This window comes from Microbacterium endophyticum, from assembly GCF_011047135.1.
In the GTDB taxonomy this organism is placed as follows: Bacteria; Actinomycetota; Actinomycetes; order Actinomycetales; family Microbacteriaceae; genus Microbacterium; species Microbacterium endophyticum.
The window spans coordinates 866,825-881,866 of the sequence record NZ_CP049255.1 but is presented as its reverse complement, the minus strand read 5'-3'; the positions used below and the strand labels follow the sequence as shown (position 1 = coordinate 881,866).

The window sequence follows — 15,042 nt, the reverse complement described above, 5'->3', positions numbered from 1 at the left end:
TTAGCTACGACGCCCTCTCGTGAGCAGGCGAAGCCACCATAGCGCGTAGGTGGCGCCCAGGAAGGCTGACCATGTGAGAGGGTTGCGCTTTCGCAGGATCCGGCGCGATGATGCAAAGTTTCCTCCACCCTTCACCCCGGTAAATTGCCGCCACTCTCTAAGCACTGAAGTCGGGGGAGATGGCGGGTTGCGCGGACATTCGCCGAAAGTACCCGGCGCTAGGTAAACGTCAACACCCGCAGCATGACATCTGAACCCGTAGTCGATGTCGGCAAGTGCATGAGAAAATTCTCCGTCAATACCGCCTACAGAACGCGCAACGATCTCAGGCACAATGACAAAGTTCCCGTTAAATGTGTCGATCGGCACCGGTGAGTTGGGTAATGGCTCGATAACTCTCAGGGAGAGCGGGTGCAGCCCGTGCCTGTTGAACCCGGCGTACGACACACTGCCTGTGGCTGGCTCACGTGTCCCGCACACGATCACAGACTGAAGACCATTGGCACGAACGAATGGAAGCGCCCGCACAAACGCATCTGCGTCAACCTTGACGTCATCGTTGAGCCAGACGATCAAGTCTTCAGCGCTCGCCTCGGAAAGCGCCACTCGCTCGATGTCAGACATGCTTTTCGCCCAGAAGTAGGTGCCATCCCCATGGACGATTCTCGCAGTCGGTGCGATTTCGCGCACGGCGTCGGATGTTCCATCCGACGATCCATCGTCAAGGAGATAGATGATCGCCGGGACATTTGAGACCTCCGCTGCGTGGAGAGCGGTTCTGACAACGCGCGTGGTGAGCGTGCGACGATTGTGGCATGCCACCAATATTCGCAGGTGCATCGGAGTAGTTCCTTTCCGCATCCCGACCACGGCTTAGCGCGTCCCCGACAATGCTGCGCGTATCCCCGCCATGAATCGGCGGGCCATTCCTTCGATAGTGAAGAGCTCCGCTGAAGCCGTTGCGCCGGATCGTAGTCGTTCGTTCGAGAGGGCATGGTAGATCGTATTCTCAAGCGCATCGGCGTAATCTTCGACTGTATTCGCTGATGAGACTGAGTTGGTCGAATCCAGGTACTCGTACTCTGGAGCGTGGTAAGCCCAGTCAACGGTCACAATCGGGACGCTCGAAACAAGCGAATCAACAGCGATGAGGCCTACCCGCCCAGGCATTGCGATTGCGTCAGCGCTCGATAGCGCAACTGCTAGGCTTCGCCCGGTCACGGCTGGCCGAACCTGCAACCAGTCATACTGACGCTCAAGTTCACGCACTTGGTCACTCTCCGGCCCATCTCCACAAATTGTCAGGCGGAAGCCCGGTCGTCGGGCGGCTATCCTCGCCGCAGCGGCCACGAGGAAATCCAGTCGCTTGGATTTATCGAGGGCGCCTACAAAAACGGCCATCCCAGTGGATTCTCCCCGAAACGACGCCTTCTCGCTCTCTGTAACCTGATTCAAGTTGCCGCGCAAAGCACTTGTGTCGGTGGTATTCCAGAGCACGGTAGTACGTTGCGGTGGGAATCCTTTTGCAACGACTGCATTAACGGACGTGGGGGTGTAGCCGAAGAACCAAGCGGCTCTGTTGGTGATTGTCGTCAGCAGCCATGTCTCCAGCCGTCCCGCCGATTGAATGTAGTCCGAGCCATGTCCCCAAACGGCGACGCGGCTCGGCCGTATCAGTAGATCGAAGTAGACGTCCAAGTTTCGACGTGCTTGCTCGACTATTACAAGGGCCGCGCCCCGTGTGGACCAGCCCGCATCCCTGAAAGTCACTCTTCGACCAAGTAGCCCAAACTCGGTTTGCCTCATCTGAATATGGGGATGAAATCGGCCGGCATCGCGACGCGTCGCTTGTTTTCGTTGGGGGGTTCCGGCAACGACTTTAAGGTCAATTCCTTCAGACTCTGCGAGCTCAACCATTCTCTTGAAGAGCGGCACACGATAATGCGGCACGTACTCCTGCACGATGTAGACCGTTGATCTGCGACTCAAGGTACCAACTCCTTGTACACCTGGGTGATGCGGAGAAGCCATGCCTCTTTCGAGAATGCGTGTTCGAATCGCTGCCGCGCATGCGCCCCCCAATGCTGCACCTCGTCTTCGCGACTCAGCCAATCGTTTACCTGCGCCAGATCGCTGACGACGACGCCAGTTTCGTGGGCCGCTACATCGTCCGCCACCGCGTTGCCCTCCAGTGCAATGGTAGGCACGCCAGCCGACAGCGCCTGGAGGTAGCTCATGGCTGGCGCTGGTTCTTCCCAGAGGCTTGGGAAGACCAAGCCCTTTGCCCCAGCGATGAGTCTGCCTGCTTCGAGAGGGGAGACCCCCCCCAGGACCCGAATGTTTTTTCCTGCGGCAGCTCGCTCGATCCGAAGGCGGTCTGGCCCATCGCCGATTATGTCGAGCCTCTGCCCGCTGGCCCACGCTTCGACCAATTCTGATGCCCCCTTCTCGGGAGACAATCGACCGCAGTAGACCCAGGACTCGCCAGGGCGGCGGTCGAGGGGGCTTTCTGGTTGCACGCCAACAAAGTTAGGCACAATCTCAGAAGATCCAGACGCGATGCTTGGCTGCATTCCAGACAACTTGCTACGTGCGCGTGCTGATAGAAAAATGAGTTTGTCAGCGCGGCGAAGCACCGCGTTGCGAGACCCGCGTGAGCGAGTCGCCACTGCCAAGGGCAATGTCGCGATCGCACTGTTTCGGTAGCAACGATGGCGAACAGCTTCCTGCGTTCCGTGCATGAAGCAACTGTCGCATTCACGCCCGTCGCGAAAGAGTGACCCGGCAGCGCATACGGTTCGGTAGTTGTGAATAGTCGCTACAACTGGGCCTTGCCAACCGAGCAGCCAGTTTTGGGAAAAGTTTGGAAACAGATTGTGCACGTGAACAACATCGGGAGAGAAGCGTGTGAGTGCTCGCGAGGGATTCCTGCCGAAGCCGGTTGCAACTCGGGTAGCGGTACGCGCCAGTTCCCACGCGTCACCAATCTCATCATCGGAAGTTACCGAGAAAAGTTCGACCTGGTGGCCCGCTTGCCGAAGGGCTTCGGCCTGGAGATCGACCGCAAAGTTCTCGCCGCTAGGTTGCGTCGACGAGTAGTAGCTGTGAACTATTGCGATCCTCATGGTTGACGCGTGATTGATATGAATCTGAGGTTGCCTAGGAGATACCGCTTCCAAAGCCGTCGAGGCTCCGTCAGCAGTCGATATAACCATTCGAAACCAACGGTTTGGACCCACCTCGGTGCTTCGCGTACGGTGCCTGCCATGAAGTCGAACGCTGCCCCTACGCCAACGCAAGGAAGTCCGGCCGCGCTTGCTAGTCGCGATGAAAGAAAGTCCTGCTTTGGAGTGCCAAGGCCGATCCATACGATGTCTGGGCTTGTACTTTGGATTCGCTTGAGGCTGGCGGAGACAGTTTCGTCGTCCACGGGCGCGAACGGCGGCGCCCAGTACCCAGCGACTTTGAGCTCTGGATAGTCCAAGTTTGCTTTGTCGAGCATGGCCGTGAGCGTCTCCGGTGTTCCTCCGATAAAGAAATGGCTGAGATTCTTGCGCTGGCTGGCGCCCAGTACAGCACGAAAAAAGGACGGCCCGCGAACTCGTTCAATGCGTAGATCGGGCCGTTGTCGTTTCATGATGGCGGCAACAGGCTTGCCATCAGGGAGGGTCATGCCCGGACCATTCAGCACATTTGAGTACTCCGCAGAATCCTGAGCGAGCACAACACACCACGCGTTCGAGAGTCGAACGGGTAGTGCAATGTGGGCTTCGGCCGCGTCGAGAACGGCCTCGACGGCACCCTCGAAAGTAGTTGCATGCAAGTTAACGTTGCCGACTGGCACTCGTTGCAAAGCCGTCATATTCCCTCCCAGGAAGCAATTCAAGGTTCGGCCGGTAATTAGCCCGCACCTGCCTGCGGTTCCGCCGTTTAGTGAAGGTTGTGGGGATCGGCAAGAGGCGACCAATTCTCAACATGCGAAAGGTTGAGACGCATGGTCTTCTCTCAATAGAGACTCGATTTCTCCCGGTGCTGCCATAACCCCGAGAACGTCGAGCTCCGCCAAGAATCGGCGGCGTGCGTGCGTGGCGTGATGCTCAATTAGTCTAGGCAACGGCGGGCTGAGGTGTTACTGCATCATCATTCTCCGGAGGGCAACGCGCAGCGCTGACAACTCTTCGAGGCTTCACCTGCTGATGGCTCGGCCACGCGATGTGACAGTGGGTCGTTCTTTGTCCTGCAGATGGCCGCGTTTCCTGAGGGCGCCATTCCCCTGAAGCGAGCGCAATAGCTTACCTAGATGCTCGCTCGTGCAGGTCATCATCGAGCAGTACCTGATCCGTGTGGACTTTCGACCGCTGGGTGCGATGCTCTTCGGGTGGAGCCGCACCGGGCTCTCTGGTGATACGCGAGCGCTTGTCGCCAGGCTGTTTTGAAAGCGGCGAATATAGTCGCCTTCAGCGGAAACTGGGCAAATCGTAGGAACGATGCCTGCGTAGATCGTTCGATAGATGCAAAGATTTTCAGGTGCTCCACCAAAATCAGTCAAGTTGTGAGGAGACTCCGGCGTCGCATCGACCTCAAGCTCGGCCGACACTTCGGCACCCTCCCTCTGGCTCGTCTGGCTTCGACGTTGGGGAGACTGCCAGCCGGATGCGTCGAGCGTCTATCGCGCGATTCGCCCGCAACAAGCTCTATGCCACGACTCGATTTTTGGGATCGACGAACTGCCTCGAATCGAGTTCAGGTCGAATTAGCGAGTTCAGGCTGATGTATGCAGCTAGCGGGCGCCGCCCGTCATCTTAGAACACGAGATCGATATACCTTCCGTCATGACGTTTCACGTCGTTTTCCGTCATGACGTTTCACGTCGTTGACTAGGGATATTTGTTTTCAATAGACGCTGCAGCGCCCGAACTCTCGTCGTCACCTTCGGCCAACTTGCCGGCCGCAGCGTATTTGTCTACTTGCGGTGCCCAATATCCCAGCACGGGTGACCTGATTTCTTTTCGCCCACCTCGCATCGACAAGAAAGCAAGAGGGTCGTCATAGTTGAGGTCGTGCTCAGAGGCGACGGTCGTGCGCGCCAGTATTGCTCCTTCTGTTTTTCCAGGCACGATGCCCGGATACCCCACAGATGCTTACATCTGAATTGTCGCTGACTATGGCGGGGCTTGCCGGAGCTTCGGTGGAGCGCCGAATGGGAGCGTGGCCGTCCCCGAGCTGAACTGGGGCTAGGGCCAGAACTACTACATCACCTTCCGGCCGTGTATCGGGTGCACAGCCCACAACGCTCGGCCCTGGCTATCGTAGAGATCGAAAGTGAAGGTGCCGCAAATGATTGAATCATCTCCTCCTTTTCTGCAGAGGGTGACCCGAATCTGTTGAAAGTTTGCTGCGCTTCAACCGGAGAGATTGTCCGAGACTGGATCGCGGCTGCCAGGACTTGCCAGTTGGTAAATATAGTGAGATCTCCTTTATTCATGACAAGAGATCAGATCTATAGCTCAAAGTGACAACGTCATTCTCTCGAAAGCCAGGTCGCGTCGTTTCGATGCACACCGTCATCGCAGACGGTTCGGATATGCGGATCGTGTCCCCGACCCTTTCGCCTGCTTTCCGCGCTACGCAACGAGGGTGGCACGATGTTCAATGTGGCCCCTTCGCGCTAAAGGTGACAGCGGGGGGTTGGCCGCGCTATCGTCTTTTCACACCCAACTGCCCGCGCTGCATCACGCGACTGATGGCGGGTAGATTCCAGACTATTCGGGTGTCTGACTTCTCGTTGAAGTGCCCGGAGTAGATGTCGAAGGATGCGGCGGCTAGGGGTCAGGCTATAGAAACGCCCCCCTGTGACTGTCTGCGTATGTGATTGAGCGACCACCTGCCGCGTAGAAGAGGAATGGCGAGCGGGCTGGCCGCTCTGCGTTCGCGCATTAACCACGAACGCTGGGAGGCTCAATTCCACGTGGCCCGCCACGCGCGCGTCCAAATATCGAGCCCCGGACCCTAAATCACCAAATGTATATCCGACGATCGTGAGGTGGGACGGGGGTTGAGGAGTAACCACGGCGGCTGTCTTGCCGGTGGGGGTGGGGAGGCGCTTAAATGATGAGTCGAGCTCAACGCGCAACGCCGCCAGATCCCACGTCGGGTCTTCGTCTGCGGACCACTGTGACTCAACGTCTTCGTACCTAAGACGGTAAGTTTGGAGGGCTCATGACCGTCTGACATCGTGGTTGCTGACCGGGCTTGAAGCTGGAGGGGGACGACGCGCCCCTCCTTGTCTAGATGGTCCGCGTCAAACGGTCGGATTCTTCTCGCCACGGGTCGGTTCGTCTGGAAGACTGGTGCCGTCGTCCCGGATAACTACGCGAGAAAGCCGATTTCGATTCCCAAAGTCTGCCCAGCGCCCGCGGTCTGCGTTAGATCTAGCAAAGTCAGCGAAACCGTGGCTGCGTCGCAAATCAGAGTCTAGCGACGCGTAACCACAACGTATTGCGATGATTCTTCTACTGCACTACTCAGCCCCCGTGTGACCTCCACAAGTCTAGAGTCGTGCCGCGATCGGTCGCTCTTTGGGGTCACGAGGCTCTGACCTTTGAAAAAAGCAGCGACCTCACACCAGCGGCGCCCTCTATTGAGCGACTTGCGTCACTTGCCTTGCGAGTATGCGCCGTACCCGTATTCGTATCCATAGCCGTAGGCATCTGCGCCTCGCGTCGGCACCATTGTCAGCACGATCCCACCGACTTTCGCTCCGACGGTTGCCAAGGCTTCAAGAGCGCCTTCAAACTGATGTGTCGAAGTGCGACCTGCGGCTACGACAACAATCGCACCTGTTGTGCCCTTAGCGAGGATCGCGGCATCCGTTACTGGCAACAGTGGTGGTGCGTCGAGAAGTACTACGTCAAAGTCGCGGCTAAATCCCTCGAGCAGCTGAGCCATCTGTTTCGAGCCTAGAAGCTCGCTCGGGTTGGGCGGCACTTTTCCTGCAGGTAAAACGTATAGAGGGCGATTGCCCCATGGCAGCATCACATCGCTTACTCGGGCACGCCCTATTAGCACGTCTGTAAGCCCTACGCCTCCCTCAATGCCGAGGTACTCGCTAGTTTTCGGCTTTCGAAGATCGGTATCGATAAGAGCCACGCGCTTCCCAGCATCTGCAAGCGCAATCGCTAGGTTCACCGTCGTGGTCGACTTTCCCTCGCTGGGCATACTTGATGTCACGACGAAGCTGTGCCCGCCATCCATTTCGAGAAACTGGAGGTTCGTCCTAAACGCTCTGAATGCTTCGGCTCTCGGGTTCTGTGGGTCCGCATGGATTATCAGCGGTCGCTCCGATGCCTTTGAGTCGAACGGAATTGCTCCGATGATTGGCCGGTCCGTAAGCTGTTCCACGTCGCGCGCGTTCCGCACCTTGTTGTCCAGCGCCGTCCTAAGGATGGCGAATCCGAGCCCTAAAGCCAATCCGACGAGTGCGCCAAGCGCGAGGTTGAGCGGGACGTCGGGGCTGGAGGGGCCGTTGGGGGATATCGCGTCTTGAACACGGGTGAGTTTGACGGGGCTCGCAGTCCCGTCAGCGGGTGTTTCGACCGTCTCTACGGCGGTTGTGAGACTTGCGCTCACTGCATTCGCGATGTCTGCAGCCATGATCGGATCTGCGTCGGTGACCGTGATCGTTATTAGCAGAGTATTTAGGGCGTTCGTTGCCGAGACCTTCTGAGCGAGGTCGCTGGCGGTGCCTTCGAGCCTAAGATCGGCAATCACCTGGTTGAGCACGATTGGCTTAGTGGCGAGGCTTGTGTAGGTGGAAACTCGCGCCTGAGTGAATGTGTTGCCCTGCTGCAACTCGGAAATGCTGGCGCCGCCCTGCGCTGAAACGAAAACTGTGCTCGACGCCTCGTACATAGGCGTTCGGGTGAGCGAATAACCGGCGGCGGCGCCGATGCCCACTAACGTGGCGATCACAATGATCAGCCAGTTCTTGCGCAGGATACGGATGTAGTCAGTGAGCTCCATGACGCCTCTCGGTGTGGGTTCTGAATCATCCTGCCACACGGTGTGTTCCGTGCCTGTTTCCGTAACCTGACCGTCTCGTCGCTGGTACGCCGCCGCTGATAAGCTCGCGCGCAGAAACATGCACGTATCTCGTGCGCATCATCGCGGTGGAAGGATGTGGGGTGACTTTGAGCGCGCCACTGAATGACCATCGCCAAGCCGAGGAAGCGCCGGCAACAGCACTGCCTCGACAGCGATGGCGGAAGGCTTACGCGCGTCGCCTGATCGTCACGGATTTTCTCGTACTCATCTGGGTCGTCTACGGCACCCAAATTGCGTGGTTCGGAAGCGGAAGCGCTCAAGTTGCGATGAGCTACGACATCCGCATTACGGCCCCTTCGTACTGGGTCGCCTCTGCCGTGCTAATTGTCGCGTGGATGCTTGCCCTCGCGGCGAACGATACCCGCGGTGACCGCGTCTTTGGATCAGGCAACGCGGAGTACGTGCGTCTGACGATGGCGAGCCTCAACCTCTTCGGGGTCGTTGCGATTGTGGCGTTTCTCGCGAAGATCGACATCGCGCGTGGCTACCTTCTTATTGCGCTACCCGCAGGGATCTTGATGCTTCTGGTGTCGCGCTGGTTGTGGCGGCAGTGGCTCGTCGCGAAGCGCCTTGGCGGGGAGTTCAGCGCCCGCGTGCTTCTGGTCGGATCGAGCGCTTCCGTGTCCACTATCGCTCTTGAGCTTGGGCGCTCGCGCAGCTCAGGATATATCGTGGTCGGGGCCTGCATGCCTGCGCAGCAGCTTTCCTCAGCTGTGCCGGAAACCGACATTCCCGTACTTGGCACAGTTGATGATGTGCGCGAAGCGATGGCTGCCGTGGGCGCCGACACGGTCGCGGTCACAAGCACTGACGACTTGCCTCCCAACAAGGTCAAGGAAATTTCGTGGGGCCTTGAAGCGGGCCGTCAGCACCTAGTGATTGCGCCGAGTATGCTCGACATCGCAGGCCCCCGTATTCACACTCGACCGGTCGCCGGCCTCCCGCTTATCCACGTGGAGACGCCGCGGTTCTCTGCCGGTCAGCGCTTCTTGAAGCGAAGCGTCGATCTTGTCGCAAGCGTGCTTGGCGTAATCATCTTGTCGCCGCTGCTGCTGCTGCTCACGATATTGGTCTCGGCGACGAGCATCGGCCCCGTGTTCTTCTTGCAGACGCGTGTTGGCTATCACGGCCGCGAATTTAAGATGATCAAGTTTCGATCCATGGTGGTCAACGCCGAAGAGCTCCTTGCTGAGCTGCGCGAGAAGCAACGCGATTCGGGTAACGAAGTGCTCTTCAAGATGAAAGACGATCCGCGCATCACGCGAGTTGGTCGATTCATGCGCAAATACAGCCTCGATGAGCTTCCTCAGCTGTTCAATGTCATCGGTGGCTCGATGTCGCTGGTCGGACCTCGACCGCCGCTGCCGAGCGAAGTGGCGTTGTACGCGAAGCACGTGCACCGACGCTTCTTGGCGAAGCCCGGGATCACCGGGCTGTGGCAGGTCAGCGGTCGATCGTCGCTCTCGTGGGAAGAATCTGTGCGGCTCGACCTCTCGTACGTCGAGAACTGGAGCATGGCCAGTGACGTCATGATCATCATGAAGACGGCCAAAGCCGCACTTGCCCCGGGCGACACCGCCCACTGACAATCGCTGTGTGCCAAAAGGCATCCGCTAAATGATCGTGATGATCTCGATGACGATGCGGTAGTTCGTCGCGAACACCAGCACGCTCAGGCCGATAGCCACGAGGGCGACCCCGACGAGGATGACGTACGCCCACCACGGGTATCCAGGGCGACGAGGTGGCCTGCGGGTGCGGCGCCGAATTCGCCTGATACGACGCATGCGTGCTCGAGAGACGCGCGAGCGTCTCGTTGGAGTAGCAATAACAGCGTTAATGAGAAAACTCTAACGTTGTTAGTCACCGATCGAGAACAAGTTTCGCTACTTTTCCGTCGACCGGAGTGATGGCGAGCGTATGAGTGCCGGTGAGACGTAGGTCAGGTGGCGCGGACGCGCTCCACTCAATAGTTGCCGTGACGACCTCGGCACACTCAGCGATCTCGCTGACCGTGACGTGTATCTCGAAGACATTGAGCATGTCTTGCAGCCAGCGGCGCACCTCGACTGTGCCCTCGAACGAGTTGCCAGTGGAGCTGAGTGCAGACATGTCTGGATGACACGCGGCCAGCAGCGCTGGGATATCTCTTGCGTTGAAGGCCGACACGCACGAATGGAGGAGTGAGACCTGTGTAGCGCTGCTCACGAAGCGGCCCGCACATGGTTGGGCGCGTTGGGGGTGAACCGAGCTGAGGCTAGCTCGACTGCGCGAGTCGCGCGAGCCACTTGAGAAAAAGTGCCCGCTCTTCGGGCTCTAGTGCCTCGGGCGATGTATGAATGGCTGAAAGCAGTGCGCCGGCGTGCTCCGGGACTTGATCGCTCGGTTGAATTGGCTGCGAACGCGCCCGCAGAATCGACGCCAACACCGCTTCGCAGACGGCTTCGGCCTGTTGTGAATTGGGTGCATCGGCCCGAATCATGTACAACGCGCCACCCACCGCTGCGGCGTGCAGCCGCGTCGCACCATCGAGGGCCGAGACGGAGAGCTCGCCGGCTGCGGCCGCGGCCTCGAAGAGATCGGTGACGGGAATCGTGGCGTCGAGATAAGCCTGACGCACCCCACCGGAGTGTGCTCGCCCGTACATGAGGCAAAACAACGGTGCGTGCGTCGATGCGAACTCGATCTGCGTGCGAAACGCGGCCCTCATCCTGTCGGACGACTTGGGGCCGTTCGATGCGATCGCGGTTGTGAGTGCCGCGGAAAGTGTGCGAAAGCCGTCGATTGCGATGGCCTCGATGAGGCCCCGCTTGCTCTCGAAGAAGTGATACAGCGTGGGGAGTTGCACGTCGGCCTCGGCGCAAATTGCCCGCACCGACACGCTCTCGACGTCGAACTCGAGAAGGCGCGAAGCTGCCTTCAGTAGACGCTGCTTGGAGTCCTCTCTGGACGACATGCCACCAGAGTACGCGTTCCATAGAAGGCCTCTTCACGATTAGCGCCTGTGCGCACGCATAGCGCGCCGAACGGCGTTGGTACAAAGTCTTCTCACGACGTGATGCCCCATGCCTCTGTCGAGAAACGTTCTACTGAAACCTATAACAGCGATATGGGCTCGTAAAGGGTGGTTGGTTTCGTGAGCCTTATGAGAATGGTTATCATTAACGCATGGCCATCGTTCTTGCTGATCCCCGAGCGGTGGCACACCAGTTGCGGCGTGATCGGCGGCGGAATGTATTGCGGATCGGTGTTCTGGTGGCATCCGCTCTGGTCATTGCGCTAGTTGCGATGGGGATTGGCCCGGTCGCGATCGACCCGGCCACGGTCGTGAACGTGCTGGCTCACCACCTCTTTGGGGTGCCGCTGCCAGCGGACGTCGACGACATTGCGCAGCAGATCGTATGGGGCACTCGTGCACCGCGCGTGGCGATGGCAGTCGTCGCTGGTGCGGGGCTCGCGATGGCGGGTGCCGTGCTGCAGTCACTCGTACGCAACGACCTTGCCGACCCGTATCTGATGGGCGTGAACGCGGGCGCTTCGACGGGCGTTGCGCTTGTCGCGCTCGTGATCGGCGGGGCCAGTGGGCTGTTGCTCTCGGGAGCAGCGCTCGTCGGCGCTGTTGCTGCGACAGCGCTTGTGGTGTTGATCGCCGGAACCGCCCGCACTCGAGGCCCGTTTCGGCTCGTGCTGGCGGGGCTCGCCGTGGGCTACGCGCTAAATGCGGCCACGAGCTTTTTGCTGTTCTGGTCGGATTCGCCCGAGGCCGCGCGGTCGGTGCTCTTCTGGCTGCTCGGGTCTATTGCGACGGTGCAGCCCACCGTGCTGATCGCGGCCTTCGTGACCGTCGCTGCGGCAGCGATCTTTTTCACCAGCCTCGGCCCGCGCATCGACGCCCTCGCCTCGGGTGACGACTCGGCGCTCGCAGCCGGGCTCGACCCGGAGAAGTGGCGGTTCGGGTTGATGGCTGCGGCATCCGCTCTGGTGGGTGTCGTTGTTGCGGGAGTGGGCGGGGTCGGCTTTATCGGCCTTGTCGTGCCGCACCTCGCCCGCGCGATCGTCGGTGGTCGCGGCCGACTCGTGCTGCCCGCGAGCGCCGCCCTCGGTGCCGGGCTGCTCGTACTTGCCGACAGCGTGGCGCGAACAGCGCTCTCTCCGCAAGAGATTCCCGTGGGCGTTGTGACCGGCGTGATCGGCGCGCCCTTCTTGCTGTTTCTGCTGCGCCGCTCGGGCCGCGCGGGCGACTGAACTTTTTTCACCCTGTTTCACCTGAAAGGAAACACCACATGATGACCCCTGCCCGCCCCTGGGCCGCTCTGGCCCTCGCGACCGGCGCCGTGCTTATGCTCGCCGGTTGCTCCACAGCGGCTGATGCCTCTGGCTCTTCGTCGGCTTCTGCTGCCATCACTCTCGACAACTGCGGATCGCAGGTGACGCTCGATGGGCCCGCGAAACGCATCGTGCTCGTAAACAATGACGCGCTCGCCGACATCGAAGCGCTCGATGCGATTGATCGCGTGGTCGCTGTCACTTCAACACCGCAAGAAGGCCTCTACGACGACACCACCTACACGGCGCTGGCGAACCTCGACGTGCTCTCGACCGAGAAGAACGCCACCGGCGGTTCGGTCGTGTCGCAAGAAGCCATCATCGGTGCAGACCCAGACCTCGTGATCGCACCCGAAAACGCCGTCGATCGTGATGCACTGGCGGCCGCCGGCATCGCGCTGTACACACCGACCGCGTACTGCTCCGACCCGCCGCCGGAGCTGCTCGAAACTGCCACGTTCGACCGCGTGTGGAACGAGATCACCACCTGCGGCGAGCTGCTGGGAGAGCAGGACCAGGCGGCCGACGTGATCGCCGGGGCGAAAGCCGACCTCGCATCGGTGCCGTCGACATCGGTCGGTACCGCGGCTGCGCTCTACGTCTCATCGGGTGGCACAGTTCTCTCGCCCTACGGTGGGCCCAGCATGGTGACCCCGGTGTTCGCTGCGGCGGGCCTTGAGAACGTCTACGCCGACCAAGACGAGCGCGTCTTCGACGTGAACATCGAAGACGTCATCTCGCGAGACCCCGAAACGATCGTGCTGCTCTCCTCGGCTGCCGACCCCAACGAGACGAAGGATGCCTTTCTCTCCTCTCCCGGCGTCGACTCGCTCTCGGCAGTGAAGAACGATCGCGTGATCGTGCTGGCGTTTCCCTACACAGACCCGCCCAGCATCCTGTCGACTCGCGGGCCCGCAGTGCTCGCTGACGCGCTAGCCGACCTGTCGTGATCACGGCAGGCGGCGTGGCGGTACGGTTCGGTCGCCGCGAGGTGCTGAGCGGTATCGACCTCGCCGTCTGCCCCGGCACCGTGACCGGAATCGTGGGGCCGAACGGCAGCGGCAAGTCGACGCTGCTGCGCGCCATGCTTGGGGCGGTGCCCGTGAGCGCTGGCCGGGTGCTGCTGGACGGCCGTGACCTGCGGCGAGTGCCCCGGCGCTCGATCGCACAACGGGTGGCGTTTGTCGGCCAGAACGTAGGCGGCGACCCCGCCCTGCGAGTGGCCGACGAAGTGGCGCTCGCCGGGATCGCACGCGGCCGGGGTGGCGCTTCGTTCGACCTCGACGTGGCGCAGGCACTCGATGCCGTCGGGCTCGGCGACCGTGCGCAGTCGGCGCTCGGAACCCTGTCTGGCGGAGAACGCCAGCGCGTGTCTATCGCCCGCGCGATCGCACAAAACGCTGAGATCGTGCTGCTGGATGAGCCCACCAACCACCTCGATGTGCGCCACCGCCTCGAGCTCGCCGCAATGCTGCGAGACATCGCGCCCACGGTGGTGATCGTGCTGCACGATCTCGACCTGGCAGCCCACGTGTGCGACCACGTGGTTGTGCTCAACGAGGGGCGAGTGGCGGCGGCGGGCAGCGCCGACGAGGTGCTCGTGCCCGCGGTGCTCGATGAGGTCTATGGCGTCGAGGTGGTGACGACACAGGGCGAGGGCGGTGTGCGGTCGCTGACGTTTCGGTTGCCGGCTGATGTTGTTGATGAATTTATGGGAAAGAAGGAACTTTGATGAGTGAGAACACAACGGTTGATCGGGCTTTGGTTGCCCGCGAGGTGATCGCGCGCTGGGATGCGCAACAGACCGGATACATTCGTCGGCGCGCTGAGCGCTTTGACACGATCGGGCGCACTGTGGCCCACGTGTGCGCCGGGGTGGCCGAGCCGCGCGTGTTGGATCTTGCGGGCGGGGCCGGGTCTCTCGGGGCAGCGGTGCTCGAACACGTGCCGACGGCACATGTGGTGATCGCAGACAAAGACCCCGCCCTGTTGGCGCTCGCGCGCGACGCATGGGCTGGAGACGCCCGCGTTGAGGTGGCACAGATCGACCTCGACTCGGATGTGTGGGTGAGGCATCCGGCGATTGTTGCGGGTGAGTTCGATGCTGTTGTGAGCTCGACGGCACTGCACTGGCTGAGCCCCGATGCGCTGGTGCGCGTGTACTTCGCGCTTTCGGGTCTCGCGCGACCGGGCGGAATCGTGCTGAACGGCGACCACCTGAGCTACGACGCCGTGAGCGAGCCGGCCATGCGCGCCTTCGCGCTGAGCGACGACGCCGATATGCAGCGCGACACGTTTGGCGCGGGTGTCGACACGTGGGACGAATGGTGGGATGCCGTGGCGGCATCGGGTGCGTACGGCACGGAGCTTGCCGCGCGCGATGCCGTGTGGGGGAGTGAACTCCACGAACCGCCACTGAAAGTGACGCTGGGCTTTCACCTGGAGACGCTGCGGAGTGCCGGCTTTGCGCAGGTAGGTACCGTGTGGCAGTACCTCGATGACCATGTTTTGTATGGGGTGCGGTAGCCCGGAATTCCGGCGTAAAACTCAGGAAATTTTGAGCTTTTGGCACTTAGCACTCTAATGGTGAGAGTGCTAAATTATTCGTACTTG

The 15,042-nt window shown here is 60.5% G+C and carries 15 protein-coding genes; 6 read left to right on the top strand and 9 right to left on the bottom strand.

Annotation, left to right across the window (positions count from 1 at the left end; all coding sequences use genetic code 11):
• The 4 genes from G6N83_RS04105 to G6N83_RS04090 are packed head-to-tail and all read right to left on the bottom strand — an operon-like array spanning nucleotide 1 to nucleotide 3,862.
• Entirely contained in the window at nucleotides 1–840 is an 840-nt protein-coding gene (locus G6N83_RS04105) for a glycosyltransferase family 2 protein (protein ID WP_165139549.1), read from the bottom strand.
• 33 nt (nucleotides 841–873) lie between these two features.
• Nucleotides 874–1,962, bottom strand: a complete 1,089-nt coding sequence (locus tag G6N83_RS04100; protein ID WP_165139548.1) for a glycosyltransferase — start codon at nucleotides 1,960–1,962, stop codon at nucleotides 874–876.
• 23 nt (nucleotides 1,963–1,985) lie between these two features.
• Nucleotides 1,986–3,125 carry a glycosyltransferase family 4 protein gene (locus tag G6N83_RS13970; protein ID WP_165139546.1) on the bottom strand — a complete coding sequence of 380 codons (1,140 nt, stop codon included), beginning with the start codon at nucleotides 3,123–3,125 and terminating at the stop codon, nucleotides 1,986–1,988.
• Nucleotides 3,122–3,862, bottom strand: a complete 741-nt coding sequence (locus tag G6N83_RS04090) for a WecB/TagA/CpsF family glycosyltransferase (protein ID WP_165139543.1) — start codon at nucleotides 3,860–3,862, stop codon at nucleotides 3,122–3,124. Before G6N83_RS04090 ends, G6N83_RS13970 begins: the two co-directional genes overlap by 4 nt.
• Nucleotides 3,863–4,310: 448 nt before the next feature.
• Here G6N83_RS04090 and G6N83_RS13900 point away from each other — a divergent pair, with 448 nt between their 5' ends.
• Nucleotides 4,311–4,436, top strand: coding sequence for a hypothetical protein (locus G6N83_RS13900; protein WP_260149075.1), 126 nt, complete (start codon nucleotides 4,311–4,313; stop codon nucleotides 4,434–4,436).
• Nucleotides 4,437–4,877: 441 nt separating this feature from the next.
• Here the strand turns inward: G6N83_RS13900 and G6N83_RS04085 are convergent, their stop codons facing one another.
• The gene (locus G6N83_RS04085) at nucleotides 4,878–5,117 is read right to left on the bottom strand and encodes a hypothetical protein (RefSeq protein WP_165139541.1); all 240 of its coding nucleotides are present in this window, start codon (nucleotides 5,115–5,117) and stop codon (nucleotides 4,878–4,880) included.
• 1,537 nt (nucleotides 5,118–6,654) lie between these two features.
• Complete coding sequence (locus G6N83_RS04080) at nucleotides 6,655–8,022, bottom strand: tyrosine-protein kinase domain-containing protein (protein WP_165139538.1); 1,368 nt, start codon at nucleotides 8,020–8,022, stop codon at nucleotides 6,655–6,657.
• Between the two features lie 167 nt (nucleotides 8,023–8,189).
• On the opposite strand from G6N83_RS04080, the gene G6N83_RS04075 reads away from it, so the two are divergent.
• Complete coding sequence (locus tag G6N83_RS04075) at nucleotides 8,190–9,689, top strand: sugar transferase (RefSeq protein ID WP_208379790.1); 1,500 nt, start codon at nucleotides 8,190–8,192, stop codon at nucleotides 9,687–9,689.
• A gap of 27 nt (nucleotides 9,690–9,716) precedes the next feature.
• Here G6N83_RS04075 and G6N83_RS04070 read toward each other — a convergent pair whose 3' ends face one another.
• From G6N83_RS04070 to G6N83_RS04060, 3 genes are all read right to left on the bottom strand, one after another.
• Entirely contained in the window at nucleotides 9,717–9,890 is a 174-nt protein-coding gene (locus G6N83_RS04070) for a hypothetical protein (protein ID WP_165139534.1), read from the bottom strand.
• Nucleotides 9,891–9,966: 76 nt separating this feature from the next.
• Complete coding sequence (locus G6N83_RS04065) at nucleotides 9,967–10,215, bottom strand: hypothetical protein (RefSeq protein ID WP_241246278.1); 249 nt, start codon at nucleotides 10,213–10,215, stop codon at nucleotides 9,967–9,969.
• A gap of 145 nt (nucleotides 10,216–10,360) precedes the next feature.
• Nucleotides 10,361–11,059, bottom strand: coding sequence for a TetR/AcrR family transcriptional regulator (locus G6N83_RS04060; protein WP_165139530.1), 699 nt, complete (start codon nucleotides 11,057–11,059; stop codon nucleotides 10,361–10,363).
• 212 nt (nucleotides 11,060–11,271) lie between these two features.
• Between G6N83_RS04060 and G6N83_RS04055 the strand changes: the two genes are divergently transcribed.
• Genes G6N83_RS04055 through G6N83_RS04040 form a run of 4 tightly spaced genes read left to right on the top strand, consistent with a single transcriptional unit; the run spans nucleotide 11,272 to nucleotide 14,955 of the window.
• The gene (locus tag G6N83_RS04055) at nucleotides 11,272–12,348 is read left to right on the top strand and encodes a FecCD family ABC transporter permease (RefSeq protein WP_165139527.1); all 1,077 of its coding nucleotides are present in this window, start codon (nucleotides 11,272–11,274) and stop codon (nucleotides 12,346–12,348) included.
• A gap of 38 nt (nucleotides 12,349–12,386) precedes the next feature.
• Nucleotides 12,387–13,379: an ABC transporter substrate-binding protein gene (locus G6N83_RS04050; protein WP_165139525.1), complete on the top strand. Its 993-nt coding sequence runs from the start codon at nucleotides 12,387–12,389 to the stop codon at nucleotides 13,377–13,379.
• The gene (locus tag G6N83_RS04045) at nucleotides 13,376–14,161 is read left to right on the top strand and encodes an ABC transporter ATP-binding protein (protein ID WP_165139522.1); all 786 of its coding nucleotides are present in this window, start codon (nucleotides 13,376–13,378) and stop codon (nucleotides 14,159–14,161) included. Before G6N83_RS04050 ends, G6N83_RS04045 begins: the two co-directional genes overlap by 4 nt.
• A complete protein-coding gene (locus tag G6N83_RS04040; protein ID WP_165139519.1) occupies nucleotides 14,161–14,955 on the top strand; it encodes a class I SAM-dependent methyltransferase in 795 nt (264 codons plus the stop codon). The genes G6N83_RS04045 and G6N83_RS04040 overlap by 1 nt, the downstream gene beginning before the upstream one ends.
• Nucleotides 14,956–15,042: the final 87 nt, after the last annotated feature.